At 61.2% G+C, this 14,139-nt stretch carries 9 protein-coding genes; 2 read left to right on the top strand and 7 right to left on the bottom strand.

Features of this window, described 5'->3' with window-relative positions; translation table 11 throughout:
• Positions 1–666, bottom strand: a complete 666-nt coding sequence (locus CAF87_RS00185; protein WP_085730154.1) for a DsbA family oxidoreductase — start codon at positions 664–666, stop codon at positions 1–3.
• 50 nt (positions 667–716) lie between these two features.
• Positions 717–1,751: an alpha/beta fold hydrolase gene (locus CAF87_RS00180; protein ID WP_085730153.1), complete on the bottom strand. Its 1,035-nt coding sequence runs from the start codon at positions 1,749–1,751 to the stop codon at positions 717–719.
• A gap of 213 nt (positions 1,752–1,964) precedes the next feature.
• Here CAF87_RS00180 and CAF87_RS00175 point away from each other — a divergent pair, with 213 nt between their 5' ends.
• Positions 1,965–7,547: a dermonecrotic toxin domain-containing protein gene (locus CAF87_RS00175; RefSeq protein WP_085730664.1), complete on the top strand. Its 5,583-nt coding sequence runs from the start codon at positions 1,965–1,967 to the stop codon at positions 7,545–7,547.
• A gap of 54 nt (positions 7,548–7,601) precedes the next feature.
• On the opposite strand, the gene metE is transcribed toward CAF87_RS00175, so the two are convergent.
• Entirely contained in the window at positions 7,602–9,914 is a 2,313-nt protein-coding gene (gene metE, locus CAF87_RS00170) for a 5-methyltetrahydropteroyltriglutamate--homocysteine S-methyltransferase (protein ID WP_085730152.1), read from the bottom strand.
• A 111-nt stretch (positions 9,915–10,025) separates the two neighbouring features.
• On the opposite strand from metE, the gene metR reads away from it, so the two are divergent.
• Positions 10,026–10,943, top strand: a complete 918-nt coding sequence (metR, locus tag CAF87_RS00165; protein ID WP_085709456.1) for a transcriptional regulator MetR — start codon at positions 10,026–10,028, stop codon at positions 10,941–10,943.
• On the opposite strand, the gene CAF87_RS00160 is transcribed toward metR, so the two are convergent.
• From CAF87_RS00160 to CAF87_RS00145, 4 genes are all read right to left on the bottom strand, one after another.
• Positions 10,927–11,457 (bottom strand): GNAT family N-acetyltransferase, encoded by a 531-nt coding sequence (locus CAF87_RS00160; protein WP_085730151.1) that lies wholly within the window; start codon positions 11,455–11,457, stop codon positions 10,927–10,929. The genes metR and CAF87_RS00160 overlap by 17 nt on opposite strands.
• A gap of 2 nt (positions 11,458–11,459) precedes the next feature.
• A complete protein-coding gene (locus CAF87_RS00155; protein WP_085730150.1) occupies positions 11,460–12,098 on the bottom strand; it encodes a LysE family translocator in 639 nt (212 codons plus the stop codon).
• Positions 12,099–12,121: 23 nt separating this feature from the next.
• Positions 12,122–12,556 (bottom strand): NUDIX domain-containing protein, encoded by a 435-nt coding sequence (locus CAF87_RS00150; RefSeq protein WP_085730149.1) that lies wholly within the window; start codon positions 12,554–12,556, stop codon positions 12,122–12,124.
• Between the two features lie 72 nt (positions 12,557–12,628).
• Complete coding sequence (locus CAF87_RS00145) at positions 12,629–13,984, bottom strand: HD domain-containing phosphohydrolase (RefSeq protein ID WP_085730148.1); 1,356 nt, start codon at positions 13,982–13,984, stop codon at positions 12,629–12,631.
• Positions 13,985–14,139: the final 155 nt, after the last annotated feature.

Below are 14,139 nucleotides of genomic sequence, written 5' to 3'. Positions count from 1 at the left end.
TCAGTTCACCGTGCCGCCCTTCGCCTCACTCATGATCTGCCGGATCGCCCCGACAAAGGTGTCCACAGGCTGCCCGCCAGTCACCGCGTATTGCTCGTTGAACACCACGGTCGGCACCGAACTCACGCCGCGCGACAGCCACAATTGTTCTTCCTTGCGCACGTCGGTGGCGAATTCGTCAGAGGCCAGAATCGCTTCGGCGCGCTGCCGGTCGAGACCGACGCTTTCGGCAATCTGCGCCAGTTGCGAGTGATCGGACGGGTTGCCGCCATCGGTGAAATAAGCCTTGAACAACGCCTCTTTCAACGGTAACTGCAAGCCCTCCTCCCCGGCCCAATGCAGCAGCCGATGAGCATCGAAGGTGTTGTAGATGCGGCTGTTGGAATCAGTGCGGAAACTGAAACCGACATCGGCGCCACGGGCCCGGATCACTTCACGATTCTTTTGCGATTGCTCCGGAGTCGATCCGTATTTTTCCTGGATGTGCTCGCCGATGTTCTGCCCTCCGGCGCCCATCTTCGGATTGAGCTCGAACGGCTGAAAACGGATCTCGGCCTGCACCTCGTCGCGCAGAATCTCCAGCGCCCGCAACAAACCGTACAGACCGACGACGCACCATGGGCAGGACACGTCGCTGACAAAATCGATTTTCAGGGCAGAACTCATGACACACCTCGCGCGTTCAATCGTGGCCAAAGACCTGCACGATACACCCGCTAGAGCAGATTGCGCTCGCCCACCGGTTCGATCTGCGCCCAGTGTGAAGTGTCTTCGCGGTGCTGCTGCAAATACGGCAACACCGCCGCCAGCAACGGCGCCTTGAACGCCTCCTGGAAGCGATGGGCCAGCCCTGGAATCAGCTTCAACTGACTGCCGCGAATGTGCGCCGCCAGATGCACGCCGTGCATTACCGGCAGCAACGGATCGGCGGTGCCGTGCACCACCAGGGTCGGCACCCGCAACTGATTGAGCAGCGCCACCCGGCTCGGTTCGGCGAGGATCGCCATGATCTGGCGCTTCACACCTTCGGGGTTGAAGGCCCGGTCATAGGCCACCGCCGCCTGATGCAACAGCATCTGGCGATCATCGGTGACTGTCGGGCTGCCCAGCGCCGCCAGCAGATCCGCTTGCTGCTCCAGCGCCACTTCACGGCTCGGTGCTCCGCGCCGCGACAGCAGTTGTACCAGCGCCGCGCTCGGTGCCGGCAGGCCTTCGGCGCCGGAGCTGGTCATGATCAGCGTCAGGCTCTCGACCCGCTGCGGCGCCATGGCCGCCAGGTGCTGGGCGATCATCCCGCCCATGCTCGCGCCGAGCACGTGGAATTGCTCGACGTGCAACGCATCCATCAGGCCCAGCGCATCGTCGGCCATGTCGGTCAGGCTGTAAGGTGCCGCCACCGGCAGGCCGAGTTTGTAGCGCAGCACTTCAAACGTCAGGTTGGCCTCGGCCGGTGCCTGGCGCCAGGTCGAAAGACCAACATCGCGGTTGTCATAGCGGATCACCCGAAAACCCTGCTGACACAGGGCGACCACCACTTCGTCCGGCCAATGGATCAACTGCCCGCCCAGCCCCATCACCAGCAACAATGCAGGATCCGACGCACGACCGATGCTCTGGTACGCCAGGCTCACCTGCTCAAGATCGACCCGTTCGGTCGGAACGTTGACATCACAACGCGACGCCGCAGAAGACGCCGGAACGAAAAAAACCGCGGCCAACAACGCCGCGATTGCAAAAATTCCCTTGAACATGAAAAACACCGAAACACAGAACCCCAGTAGAGCGCGAGTCTGATGAAGTTTGTTCAAGCGCGCTGCCACAGTTCGATGACAGTTTGATGAAGAGTGCCGAGTGGTCATTTGCCAGGCGCGATATCTATGTAACGCCCGCACCACCGGGGATGTCCTTTCAATGGCTCGTCATCAGGAGCGGATCTTCCGCTCCCCGTCGCGAGTTTCTTGACCATGTCCGAAAACATTTTTACTGACCGGCTCACACCTGCGCCAAGGGTTTGGCCGGCTTCGTCGGCCTTGCCGCAGAGCATCGACCGCGCTCTGCTGGGCAGCGCGATGGAGCGTTGGCGTAGCGCCAGCCATGATTTGCGCGAACTGCTGGCAGGCGTGCCATCCATCCGCGCTTCGCTGACTGACCTGCTGGAACGTGAACTCGACCTGGGCGAACCGGATACAGGCCTTCGGTTTTCCGCATCGGATCAGCACGCCGAGCAATTTGTCGGATTCGCCTCGGCCTGTGCCTTTATCTATCAACGTCCTCACCTGGAAACGGCGCTCGACCGGCCCTGTACGGTGGCCGGCCTGGGAAGTGACCACGCACTGAGTGCCCTTACGCCACTGCAACTGCTGACCCGAATCCAGACGCTGAAACCGGAAGATGAACTCAACCGGCGCTGGGATTCGTATTGGAGCGCACGGGCACCAGGCACTTCGGCTTCACGCCGTGAACACGCGGGCCAGTTGTATCGGTTGCATCTTGAAGCGACGGCTCAGGTGGCACTGGCGCAACGCACGGTCACTGCCGACCAGTTGCGGCCGTTGCAACTGCTCATGGACACCTCGCCCCCCAATCCGCGCCTGGATGATCAGCCGGTGCACAGCGAGCGCCTGGATCTGGTACTTGAAAACAACGGCCGTGCCCAGCTTCCCGATGCGTGGGTCATCAGCGTCGGCGACCGACAAATGGGGCGGCAATTGCTGTATTTGCCGCATCAGCCGGTGCCCTTGCAAGCCTTCGCAGGGCGCAGCGACATGGAGGCATGGTTGTCTCGCCAGGGATTCGTTCCGCAGGAACTGCCCACCGCCGGGTTGCGTTTTGAATACAGTGCCAGAGCGCTGCCATTGAACTCGGGAATGACTGATCTGCTGGCTCGGTTGCAACAGGCTCGGCTCAGCGCTTTGCTTCAAGGCTCGGCCGGCAAATCCGGGCTGGCCGAACATGGCGCCCGGTCTCTGGATCAAGCCGAGCGACTGGATCGACAACACGCCACGGCTGGGTTGTCGGCCTTTCCTCCTGCGTCGCCGGCAGTGATACCCATTGCACATGACGCCGAACAGCCCCTGTTCGGCGCCCTGACGGCGGACATTCCCTGGCCGGTGCGCCAGGCGGCACTGGAACGGCAAGGAGACGCTCTGCAAAACTGGTGGAACGAAGCCGGGGATCGTGAACGTCAGGCGCTCAGCGACATTTTCCAGCGCGTGGAAGCCGCCGAACAAGCCGCCGACGCGGCCGCTCGAGCACTGCTGTACCGCGAACGCGTGCTTGACACAGTCACCCTCAACCGCGAGTTCACCGCACTGCATCAGGCCCACAAAAGAGGTCTGATCGCCGAAGCCGAACTGCAGCGGACACTCAAGCAATTGAGTGAAGATCAGTGTCAGGCGCTCATGACTGCACTGAACACCGTTGACGGTAACAACGCCGATCTGTGCACAGCCGAGATATCGCTGTCGATGCACGAGCAGAAAGACCCTCCGGTTACCGCCACCCGACAAACGCTCAACGGGCCGTTGGTCATAGCCCCTTTGGCTGCGCTGTCGGATCCGACCGCGCCTCACAGTCTGCTGTTGTACTGGCCCGGCAGCGGCGGCGGACTGCAGCGGTTTGACAACCGCCGTGAACTGGAACGCGAGGTGTTCAAGATTCAACAGCAGGACCCGGTGCTGACGCTGCAACTCAACCGGATCACAGGCGATCCGTTGCAGCATTCGCTGAATCAACTGATCGGCGAGTTCGAAGAGCAGGCTGGCGTCCTGCGCCAGCGCTACAGTGCCCCGTCGCAATCGGCGCAGCAGACCGAACATCTCGAAACACTGCGCAGGCGTTTTCTGGCGGCACTGCAGGTGCCAGTCAGCGCTGCACGGCAACTGGCCTACTCGCATCTGCTGGAGCAAAAACGCAGCGCTTCACTGGCCGCCAGTCTGCCGGACTGGTTAACCGACCTGTCCGGCGCCGATCGCAGCGGGCTGAAGCTGCTGATCGAGGCGTACATCAAGGCCATGCAGCGCAGCCATCGCCTGATGGAAACGGCCCTGCCGCTGCGCGACGACTTCACCCGGCAACATTTGCACGCCCGGTTGCGCAAGGACTTTTCGCTCAAAGGGACGTTCGATGTGCAACTGGATCTACCCGACTCAGTGGCAATGGAAAAACACACGGTCGCTGCTCCCGGCGCGCCGGGTACACCACAGAAACTGCAGCTGGTGCCAAGCAAGGCGCGCAACAAGATGTCCCTCGAAGCCCTCGCCCAGCAAAATATCGACAACACGCCGTCAATGAGTCTGGACCCCCTGTTGCTGCGCCTGGGTTTCATGCAGATTGAGGTCAGCGCATCAGACGAGGCCGAGCGCCGGGCCCTGACGGTGGGCATTACCAAACCTTACTTGAGCAAGACACTGCCCGATCTGGACTTGCCCAAAGCCTACGAAGACCTGATCCGCCGGGTGTTCATGGGGTCAAACGATGACTCGCCGTTCATCAACGAACATCGCCACGAATGCCTGCTGGAACCCTGGCGATTGATGCTCAGGCTGCAAGGCGAATGCGCCCGCCTGCAAAAACAGATCACCGCGCAAGACCTGCACATCCTCGACATCGCCATCGATGCCGACACGCCCCATGCCTGGCGAGCGGGAAACAAGCACATCATTTTGCTGCCTGCCCTCCTCACCGTCGGCGGCAAGGACACACCGAATGAAGGTTCGGTGACACTGTCTGGAGTGAGCTTCATCCAGGAAACGGTCAGCGGTACGACCCTGCTGTACCTGACCGATAGCCCTGATGGGCAGTTCCTGCGCCGCTTTGACAGTCTGGAGTCGGCGCGCCAGTCGCTGTTCAATCTGTGCGTTCAGGAAAGATGGGCCAGCTATCTGGCGGGTCGTGCCTTGCTGGGCAACGTGAGGGCTCATGAACAGCGCATCGGCCAGGCCGTTTTGAAGCGTTTTGACGCCCTGATCGGGGTTGAGGAACGCTGGCCGGCATCCACCTCGTTGGCCAAACACTTGCTCAATGCTCATATGGGCCGACTGATCGAGGCCCATCGAGGCACCTCGCGCGCCAACGACGCGATGTATCTGGAGCGCTACGCCCTCAGCGGCCCGCGCACGCTCAACTACATCAAAATGGCCCTGGGTCTGCTGCCCTTTGTCGGCACCGCCATCGGCTTGTATGACGCCTGGACCAGCGCCAATCAGGCGGTGGCCGCGTTCCTGCGCGGCGCCGTGGGTGATGGATTAGCCGAAATCGAAATGTTGCTTCTGGCGCTGATCGATGCGGCGATGGACATCCTGCCCACAGTGGGCGCAGGCACAAGCGCCAGCGCCGCGAGCCGTGCCCGCACGCTGACGCGCACCCGTCAATTGCGCCAAGTGACCACCAGCGCTGCCGCGTTACGAGCGCCCAGCGCACGTCAGGCCCAACATACAGGGAAGCGTTTTGCAGGCTACGAGTACCAAAAGCCCATCTTCCTGAGCGGCATGGAGCCGGCCAGCGCCGGACTGTTTCGCAGCGTCTACCGGCATCCCGATGGCGATTTTGTTGTTCGTCAGGGACGGGTCTATCAAATCGAATTGAGCAAGGACTCAAGGGGCTGGCGCCTGAGCGGTAATACACAGAAGACCTATAAACAACCGATAGCACTGGATGAAGCCGGCCAATGGGACACCCATTTCGGGGTATACGGGACAACGTTCGACGGTGGCGGTGCAGGCGGCGGCAATGTGCTCGGGCACATGGCAGATACGCTTGATCCGGTCTGGCCCGTGAGCATTCGACAACGCCTGCCACGCTGGTGGGGTGATCGGGTTTTTCGTCGCCAGCAACAGTTGACCCAGGCAGCCGATCAGCTCGCCTGGCAAATAGACGACCGATTTGCCAAAAGTCACGCCGCCATCAATCGCTACAACAACAGCCCCGCCGACCAGCGTCCGGCCCTGAGACCCGCCGCCGAAGCAGCCTGCATCGGCGACATCGAAATGGCCAGCCGGCGTTACCAACTGCTGGTCGATCTGCTGCCCCTGACCCATGGCAACAAACGACGCAAGTTGAACGAATGCATGAGCCTGGACGCCTGGAAGGTGGCTGACCGCGTTCAACTGCGCATCCATCACACCAGACACCAGGTAGGCCCCTTGCTGGACCGGATTGACGCCCTCACCGAGCGTCTGGACGAATTACCTGCAGAACTGCTGACCGAGCGGGTGTCTGTGCATGCACAAGCCCGTAAGTTGCGCGTGGAAATGATGCAAAAAATCGATGAGATCGAAGGGCTGGTGCGCGATCTCAACCACTGGTTCGAACGCATCAGTCTCCCCAGAGACAAGGTGCATATGCGAGCGGAAGTCGAAGGTCTGAACAGACGTCTCAGTGAGGGCAAACTGCTCTATCTCAAGACCGGCAGCCTGCTGGAAATCGTCCAGCGCTTCGACAATCCAGGTGAAGTGTCATTGCACTTTCTGCACCACCAGGCCCAAGATTTACGCGCCAGGATGGATCGCGCCCTGTACACGCAATTCAGCCTGCCCGAGACCAGCGTTACCCGTGCCCAGCGCAATCAGATCCTGCAGGACTGCCTCGACACGTATGCGCAGTTTCGGCGAGCGATGACCGTCTGGACGGCCAGTTATTCCCAACATTTTCACATGGATGATGTCCCTCCTCTTCTGGCGAACATCGAAAAAATGGCTGACCGGGCACGCAAGACACTTGAGCTGCCGACGGTCGCCGCGCCTACGGGGCAAAGCAACAAAAAGATCTTCACCACCGAGGACAATCAATTGCTGATCGGTGTCGAGCATTGGGAATCCACAACCCAGACACGCCGCTATCACTTGACCGGCAAGGGCGGTGTCAACGAGATCTGGGAACAGGGCAGCAACGGCAAGTACCACCTCTTGAGCTCACCCGCTCGACCGTCATCGCCAATGAAAGCTGACCTTGGAGCCTTGGTCACCGATGCGCGCACCCGACTGGATCGGGTGCCCGCTTATCAGGCCAAGGTGAGCGCTTACGCGAGGCAGGACATGCTTCCGGTCGATCTGGAACACATGATGGTCAGCGAGGCGGACGAACTGATTCGCCGGGCTCACGGTATCGAGCAGATCGACGCGCAGAACCCGATCATCACGCCGCTGCGCCACAAGTCTGCCGAACTCAGAATCAGCGGACGACAAATGCGCACCCGCCAGTCACTGACCAGCAAGAACCCCACCGATGGCATGCTCGACGACTTGATCGGACAGAACGCCGTAGACATCCGCAAAGCCCAGCCACTGAGAAACCTCGGCAAACGCAAGGACGGCCGCACCGATTATCTGCAGGAGTATGAAATCCGCGACCTGACGCAGGCACAGCCAACATTGCTGTGGTATGCCCACTTTCACTATTCGAAGGCAACACCCGGTTTTCGCGAATTCGAAAAGGCCCATTTAAAGCTGCCCGAACACCGGTCCATGACCCATGCCGACGATCCTTCCCTGCCCTATGCCGACATTGGCAAGCGCTCGTCGGTGCTGATCCATTTCGAGAACCTGTGAAAGCAAAAGGGGGCAGCGGTTTACCCGCTCCCCCCTTGCTGTTTCGCAGAATGGCTATGCCAACTGACTGCGCAACTGTCGCGCCGCCGCCACCATGTTGACCAGCGCCGCTTCGGTCTCAGGCCAGGCGCGGGTCTTCAGGCCGCAATCGGGGTTGACCCACAGGCGCTGCGCCGGAATGCGCTTCACGGCTTTGCTCATCAACTTGACCATCTCGGCGGTGTCCGGCACTCGCGGGGAGTGGATGTCATAGACGCCCGGGCCGATGTCGTTCGGGTAATCGAACGCTTCGAAGGCTTCGAGTAACTCCATGTCCGAGCGCGATGTTTCGATGGTGATGACGTCGGCGTCCATGTCGGCGATGGCCTTGATCACATCGTTGAATTCGCTGTAGCACATGTGGGTGTGAATCTGGGTTTCGTCCTTGACGCCCGACGCGGTCAGGCGGAACGCTTCCACCGCCCAGTCCAGATACTCCTGCCACTGTGCGCGGCGCAGCGGCAGCCCTTCGCGGAACGCGGCTTCGTCGATCTGCACGATTTTGATCCCGGCGTTTTCCAGATCCACCACTTCGTCACGCAGGGCCAGTGCCAGTTGTTGTGCCTGGACTTTGCGCGACACGTCTTCGCGGGGGAACGACCACATCAGCATGGTCACAGGGCCAGTCAGCATGCCTTTCATGACCTTGTCGGTCAGGCCCTGGGCGTAGGTGATCCAGTCCACGGTCATGGCGTTCGGACGGGACAGATCACCAAAAATCACCGCCGGTTTGACGCAACGGGAACCGTAGCTCTGGACCCAGCCGAAACGGGTTAACAGGTAACCGTCAAGCTGCTCGGCGAAGTACTCGACCATGTCGTTGCGCTCGGCTTCACCGTGCACCAGCACATCCAGCCCCAGACGTTCCTGGACTTGCACTGCATGGCGGATTTCGCTGCGCATGGCGTCGTGGTAATCGTTGGCCGACAGCTTGCCCTGCTTGAAGGCCTGACGGGCCAGGCGGATCGAACCGGTCTGCGGGAACGAACCGATGGTGGTGGTCGGAAACGCCGGCAATTTCAAACGCGCCTGTTGCGCGGCGATGCGCTTGGCGAACGGCGAGTGACGCTGGCTGTCGCTGGCATTGATCGCATCGATCCGCGCCTGCACGGCGGCCTTGTGAATACGCGGCGAACGGGCGCGACTTTCTTGAATCGCGCGGCTTTCGGCCAGTGCGTTTTGTACTTTCGGTGCTTGCGGATCGTTCAGCGCATCACGCAGCACGGAGATTTCGGCGCACTTCTGCACGGCGAATGCCAGCCAGCTTTTCAGTTCCGGGTCGAGCTTGTCTTCGCGCTCGACATCCACCGGGCTGTGCAGCAGCGAGCAAGAACTGCTGACCCACAGGTTATCGCCAAAACGCTCCTGGGCCGGTTGCAGTTGTGCCAGCGCCTGCTCCAGTTCGCAGCGCCAGACGTTGCGACCGTTGACCAGACCCACCGAAAGAATCTTGTAGGTCGGCAGGCGATCAAGCACCTGACCCAGTTGATCCGGCGCACGTACTGCGTCGATGTGCAGACCTTGCACCGGCAGGCCGACGGCGAGGCCGAGGTTGTCTTGCAAGCCGCTGAAATAGGTCGCCACCAGTTTCTTCAACGGCGAGTACTGAAGGATGTGATAGGCGCGTTCGAAGGCGTTTTTCCAGGCCTGCGGCAGGTCGAGAGTGAGGATCGGTTCGTCGATCTGCACCCACTCCACACCCTGTGCGGCAAGACGCCCGAGGATTTCGTTGTACACCGGCAGCAAACGCTCGAGCAGGTCGAGCTTGTCGAAATCATTGCCTTTCGCTTTACCCAGCCACAGGTAAGTCAGCGGGCCGATGATCACCGGTTTGACGTTGTGACCAAGGGCCCTGGCTTCTTCGACTTCATCGAACAGCTGTTCCCAGCTCAGCTTGAACTGTTGATCGGCGGTGAACTCCGGGACCAGGTAGTGGTAGTTGGTGTCGAACCACTTGGTCAGCTCTTGTGCATATTGGGTCTTGCCTTGCTCACCGCCGCAGCAGGACGCCGTGGCGCCACGGGCCATCGCGAACAGGGTGTCGAGGGTCGGCAGGCCGCGCTCGTCACGCACAGCGTCGAAACGCTCGGGGATCACACCGAAGGTCAGCGAGTGGGTCAGCACCTGGTCGTACCAGGCAAAGTCGCCGACCGGCAGCAGATCAATGCCGGCGTCCTTCTGCAATTGCCAGTGTCTGGCGCGCAGCTCACGGCCGACCTGATTCAGGGACGCCTGATCGAGATCGCCTTTCCAGTAGGCTTCGAGGGCTTTTTTCAGTTCGCGGTCGGCGCCAATGCGCGGGAAACCCAGGGTGTGAGCCACGGCCATGTCGAGTGTTCTCCATTGCGTAAAAGATGGCGACATTGTCGACAGCCAACCCAACATGAGACAAACTCAACCTTTTCGTGTTGATCACAAATTTTCCTCATGGAGCCTGCGGTGCTAGAGATCCGTCACCTGAAAACCCTGCATGCCCTGCGCGAAGCCGACAGCCTGGTCGATGCGGCCGATCGCCTGCACCTGACCCAGTCGGCGCTGTCCCATCAGTTCAAAGAACTGGAAGAGCGCATGGGCATGCCGTTGTTTGTGCGCAAGACCAAACCGGTGCGGTTCACCAGCGCCGGTCTGCGCCTGCTGCAACTGGCCGACGCGACCCTGCCGCTGCTGCGCGCTGCCGAGCGGGATATCGGGCGCCTGGCCGGGGGCACCGCCGGGCGTCTGCACATGGCCATCGAATGCCACAGTTGCTTTCAGTGGCTGATGCCGACCATCGACCAGTTCCGCGATGCCTGGCCGGAAGTCGAACTCGACCTCGCTTCGGGCTTCTCCTTTGCCCCGCTGCCGGCACTGGCTCGTGGCGATCTGGATCTGGTGGTAACGTCCGACCCGCTGGAAATCGCCGGCATCACCTACGTGCCGCTGTTCACCTACGAAGCGATGCTTGCGGTCGCCAATCAGCACGCATTGGCGAGCAAACCGTACATCGTTCCCGAAGACCTGCTGACGGAAACCCTGATCACTTATCCGGTTGAGCGCGACCGCCTCGACATCTTCACTCGTTTCCTCGAACCGGCCGACATCGAACCGGCGCAAGTGCGCACGTCAGAACTGACGGTGATGATGATGCAACTGGTGGCCAGCGGTCGTGGCGTGTGCGGCATGCCGCACTGGGCGCTGCATGAATACAGCTCACGGGGTTACGTGAAGGCGAAGCGGCTGGGTGAGAAAGGTCTGTTTGCGACGCTGTACGCGGCGATCCGCGCCGACATGCTGGATGCGCCGTACATGCGCGACTTTCTGCTGACGGCCAAGGACACCTCGTTCTCGACTCTGGACGGGGTCAGCGCGGTTCGATGAGGCTGGTGGTCGGCACGAAGGACGCGCACCACATGTGGATCTTGTCGAAGTAATCCTCGCCGACTCGCACCGCCATCGGCTCCAGGCCGAACTGGATGAAGCCACAGCGCTGGTACAGCTTGAATGCGGCTTCATTGCCGGCGGTGACGGTCAGTTGAATGACTTTCAGCGCCGGATGCTGCTGCGCTTCCCCCAGCACGGCCTCCATCAATTTCAGGCCCAGGCCGCGCTGACGAAACTCAGCCGACACATACATGCCGAATACCGTTGCCTTGTGCCGGGCCTTTTCCCGAGGCTCGAACGCCAGGCCGACGATACCCGCCAGCCGGCCTTCTTCGAACGCGCCGAACACCGCATCCAGCTTGCTGGTCAGGCGCGATTCCCACCAACTCAAGGGCATCGCCGCGCGCTCGCGCACGCTGGAGGTGAACGCCTGCGGATGCCGGTCATACGCTTCCAGCATCAATTCGCGATAGGCCAGCGCATGACTGGCGTCCAGTCGTTCGATCCACATGCTCAAGCCGACCGGCGTTGTTCAAGCATCAGCCGCACCGCCAGACCACCGAGCACAAACCCCATGAAATAACGCTGCGCCGCCAGCCACGTCGGGTTACTGGCAAACCACGAAGCGATTCCCGCTGCCGACAGGGCAATCAACAGGTTGACGCTGAAACTGACGCTGATCTGGGTCAGGCCGAGGATGATGCTCTGGCTGAACACCGAGCCGTGCTCCGGTGTGATGAACTGCGGAAACACCGAAAGGTAGAACACCGCGATCTTCGGGTTCAGGGCGCTGGTGAGAAAGCCCATGGTGATGAGCCTGCGCGACGAGTCCGCCGGCAATGCCTGCACTTCGAACGGCGAGCGCGCGCCGGGTTTCACCGCTTGCCAGGCCAGCCACAGCAGGTACAGCGCGCCGGCCCACTTCAACACTTCATAGGCCATCGGCACCGCGAGAAACACCGCCGTCAGACCCGCCGCTGCCGCAAACATATGCACGAAGAACCCCGCCACCACGCCCAGCAACGAAGTCACCCCGGCCTTGCGTCCCTGACAGATCGAACGGGAGATCAGGTAGATCATGTTCGGCCCCGGTGTCACTACCATCAACAACGCAGCAGCGGCGAAAATCAGCAGGTCTGGCAACGGGATCATGGCAAAGTCCTTGGCGTGAATGATCAGGTGAGCGCGGTCAGCGAGGCTCGATAAAACGGCAGGATCAGGTTGCGTGTCAATGGGGCGAGAACCACATCGCCATCGGTGGCCGGGTCGATCCAGATCACCTCTTCGATCTCGGCGGCCGGGGAGACGTCGGCGTCGATGGTCAGTTGAAAGATCTCGGCCTGCACGACAAACCCTGGCTCGTTGGCGGCAGGTGCCGAGAACTGGCCGAGAAAACTCGCCTGCGCCGGATCGATCACCAGCCCCAGTTCTTCCTCCAGCTCACGGGCTAGCGCATGCACCGGCAGTTCATGGGCTTCGATCTTGCCGCCCGGTTGCATGAACGCCGCAGTGTTGCGCTTGCGCACCAGCAGGGTCTGGCCGTCGGGGTTGAGCAGCAGCGCGGCGGCAATACGAATGATGCGGGGGGAAACAGCGGATACAGAGGTCATGGGGCAGCCACCGGCCTTGGGAAAAACCGCAAGGATCCCATGCCGGCGGCGCCAGCGTCACCTCATACGGTCTCAAGACTGGGCCAGAAGCGCCGCCTCGCCCTCCTCCGGCACTTTCACGAACACCTTGTATTTGGCCCCCTCCATGGCTTCGAAACTGATCAGTTTGTCCACCAGCAGTGCACTCAGCACCTTGCCGGCATTGAGCAGCAACATGCCGTTGTCGGCATTGAGGTTGCGCGCCAGGATCATCCCCGCCGCCAGCTCCCGGGTGCCCAGCACCTTGACGCTCGGATCGGTCAGGGTGATGTCGCTGACCATCGCGCAGACCGTGATGAAATCCTCGATCAGCTCGGGATCATAGAGTCTGCCCGCGTACTGACGCAGGTACAGCAACGCTTCATCGCTATTCATTTGCCGCTCGAGAATCAACCCGCGCTGCAACTCGACAAAATCCACCGCCAGCTTCAGCAGCCGCGAGCCCAGGGGAATGGCCTCGCCCTTGAGCCGGTCGGGGAAACCGCTGCCGTCCCAGTGTTCCTGATGGTGCAGGATCAGCCGCGCGGCATCCTTCATCGGGTCCAGGGTCATCAACAGCGATTCGCTCTGTTTCGGATAACCCCGATAGCGATCGCGGTCGGTGCTGTGCAACAGGTCCGAAGGGGTGGTCATCATGCTGTCGGTCCAGCTCAGCTTGCCGATGTTGTACAGCGCGGCGGCCATGGTCAGGTCGCGGCTGGCGGCTTCGTCCAGCCGATGCACCTTGCAGTAGCCGCGCACCAGTTCGATGATCTGCCGGTTGGTCTGCTTGGCCGGCGGCAGGCGCAGGTTGGCCAGCAGCGAGAACACTTCGGTGCCGGTCACATAGCTGTGCTTGAGCTCCTCGTAGGCCAGATCAAGCATGTCGGCAGTCTGCTGCAGCTCGGCGGTGCGGGCGCTGACATGTTTTTCCAGGGTGCTGTTGAGCAACTTCAACTGATCGTTCTGCACCCGGGTCAGTTGCTCCAGGCGCTCGCGCTCACGGGCCAGATGCTGATGTTCCAGGGCCTGGCGCAGGATCAGCAGCATCTCCTCGTCGTTCCAGGGTTTGCTGATGTAGCGGTCGATCTGGCCTTCGTTGATGGCCTTGATGATCGCCGAAGGGTCGGCATAGCCCGTCAACATGATCCGCGTGGTCGCCGGATACAACTGACGAACGCTGGCCAGCAGCGTGGCGCCGTCCATATTGGGCATCCGCGCGTCACTCATCACCAGATCGACCGGACGTTGCGCCATCACTTCCAGTGCCTGGGCACCGCTGGTGGCGAGCAGCACATCGTAGGGCTGGCCACGCAGCAGACGGCACAGGCTGTTGAGGATCGACTCTTCGTCATCGACCAGCAAAACAGCAGGCCGGTGGGCCGAAGTCGGGGCGGATTGCTCTTCCATGGCGAGGCCTCGCGCAAAACGGTGGATAGGGATGACGCATCGACAGACCTCCCCGCTTGCCCGCGTCTTGCATGAAAGGCTAGATGATTTTTCGTGGAGCCTGTGTAAATCCTCGGTAACACCGTGACGGGCGAAGTATCGGCGAGAGAACTATG

The sequence above is a fragment of the Pseudomonas sp. R38(2017) genome (genome assembly GCF_002112395.1).
Lineage (GTDB): Bacteria > Pseudomonadota > Gammaproteobacteria > Pseudomonadales > Pseudomonadaceae > Aquipseudomonas.
Note: the sequence above shows the minus strand (reverse complement) of the source record. Positions and strands in the feature narration are given on the sequence as shown.

Excerpts from the sequence above, each read along its gene's own strand:
- CAF87_RS00160 (WP_085730151.1), bottom strand. The coding sequence starts at position 11,457 with ATGTGGATCGAACGACTGGACGCCAGTCATGCGCTGGCCTATCGCGAA.
- CAF87_RS00150 (WP_085730149.1), bottom strand. The coding sequence starts at position 12,556 with ATGACCTCTGTATCCGCTGTTTCCCCCCGCATCATTCGTATTGCCGCC.
- CAF87_RS00155 (WP_085730150.1), bottom strand. The coding sequence starts at position 12,098 with ATGATCCCGTTGCCAGACCTGCTGATTTTCGCCGCTGCTGCGTTGTTG.
- CAF87_RS00175 (WP_085730664.1), top strand. The coding sequence starts at position 1,965 with ATGTCCGAAAACATTTTTACTGACCGGCTCACACCTGCGCCAAGGGTT.
- metE (WP_085730152.1), bottom strand. The coding sequence starts at position 9,914 with ATGGCCGTGGCTCACACCCTGGGTTTCCCGCGCATTGGCGCCGACCGC.
- CAF87_RS00185 (WP_085730154.1), bottom strand. The coding sequence starts at position 666 with ATGAGTTCTGCCCTGAAAATCGATTTTGTCAGCGACGTGTCCTGCCCA.
- CAF87_RS00180 (WP_085730153.1), bottom strand. The coding sequence starts at position 1,751 with ATGTTCAAGGGAATTTTTGCAATCGCGGCGTTGTTGGCCGCGGTTTTT.
- CAF87_RS00145 (WP_085730148.1), bottom strand. The coding sequence starts at position 13,984 with ATGGAAGAGCAATCCGCCCCGACTTCGGCCCACCGGCCTGCTGTTTTG.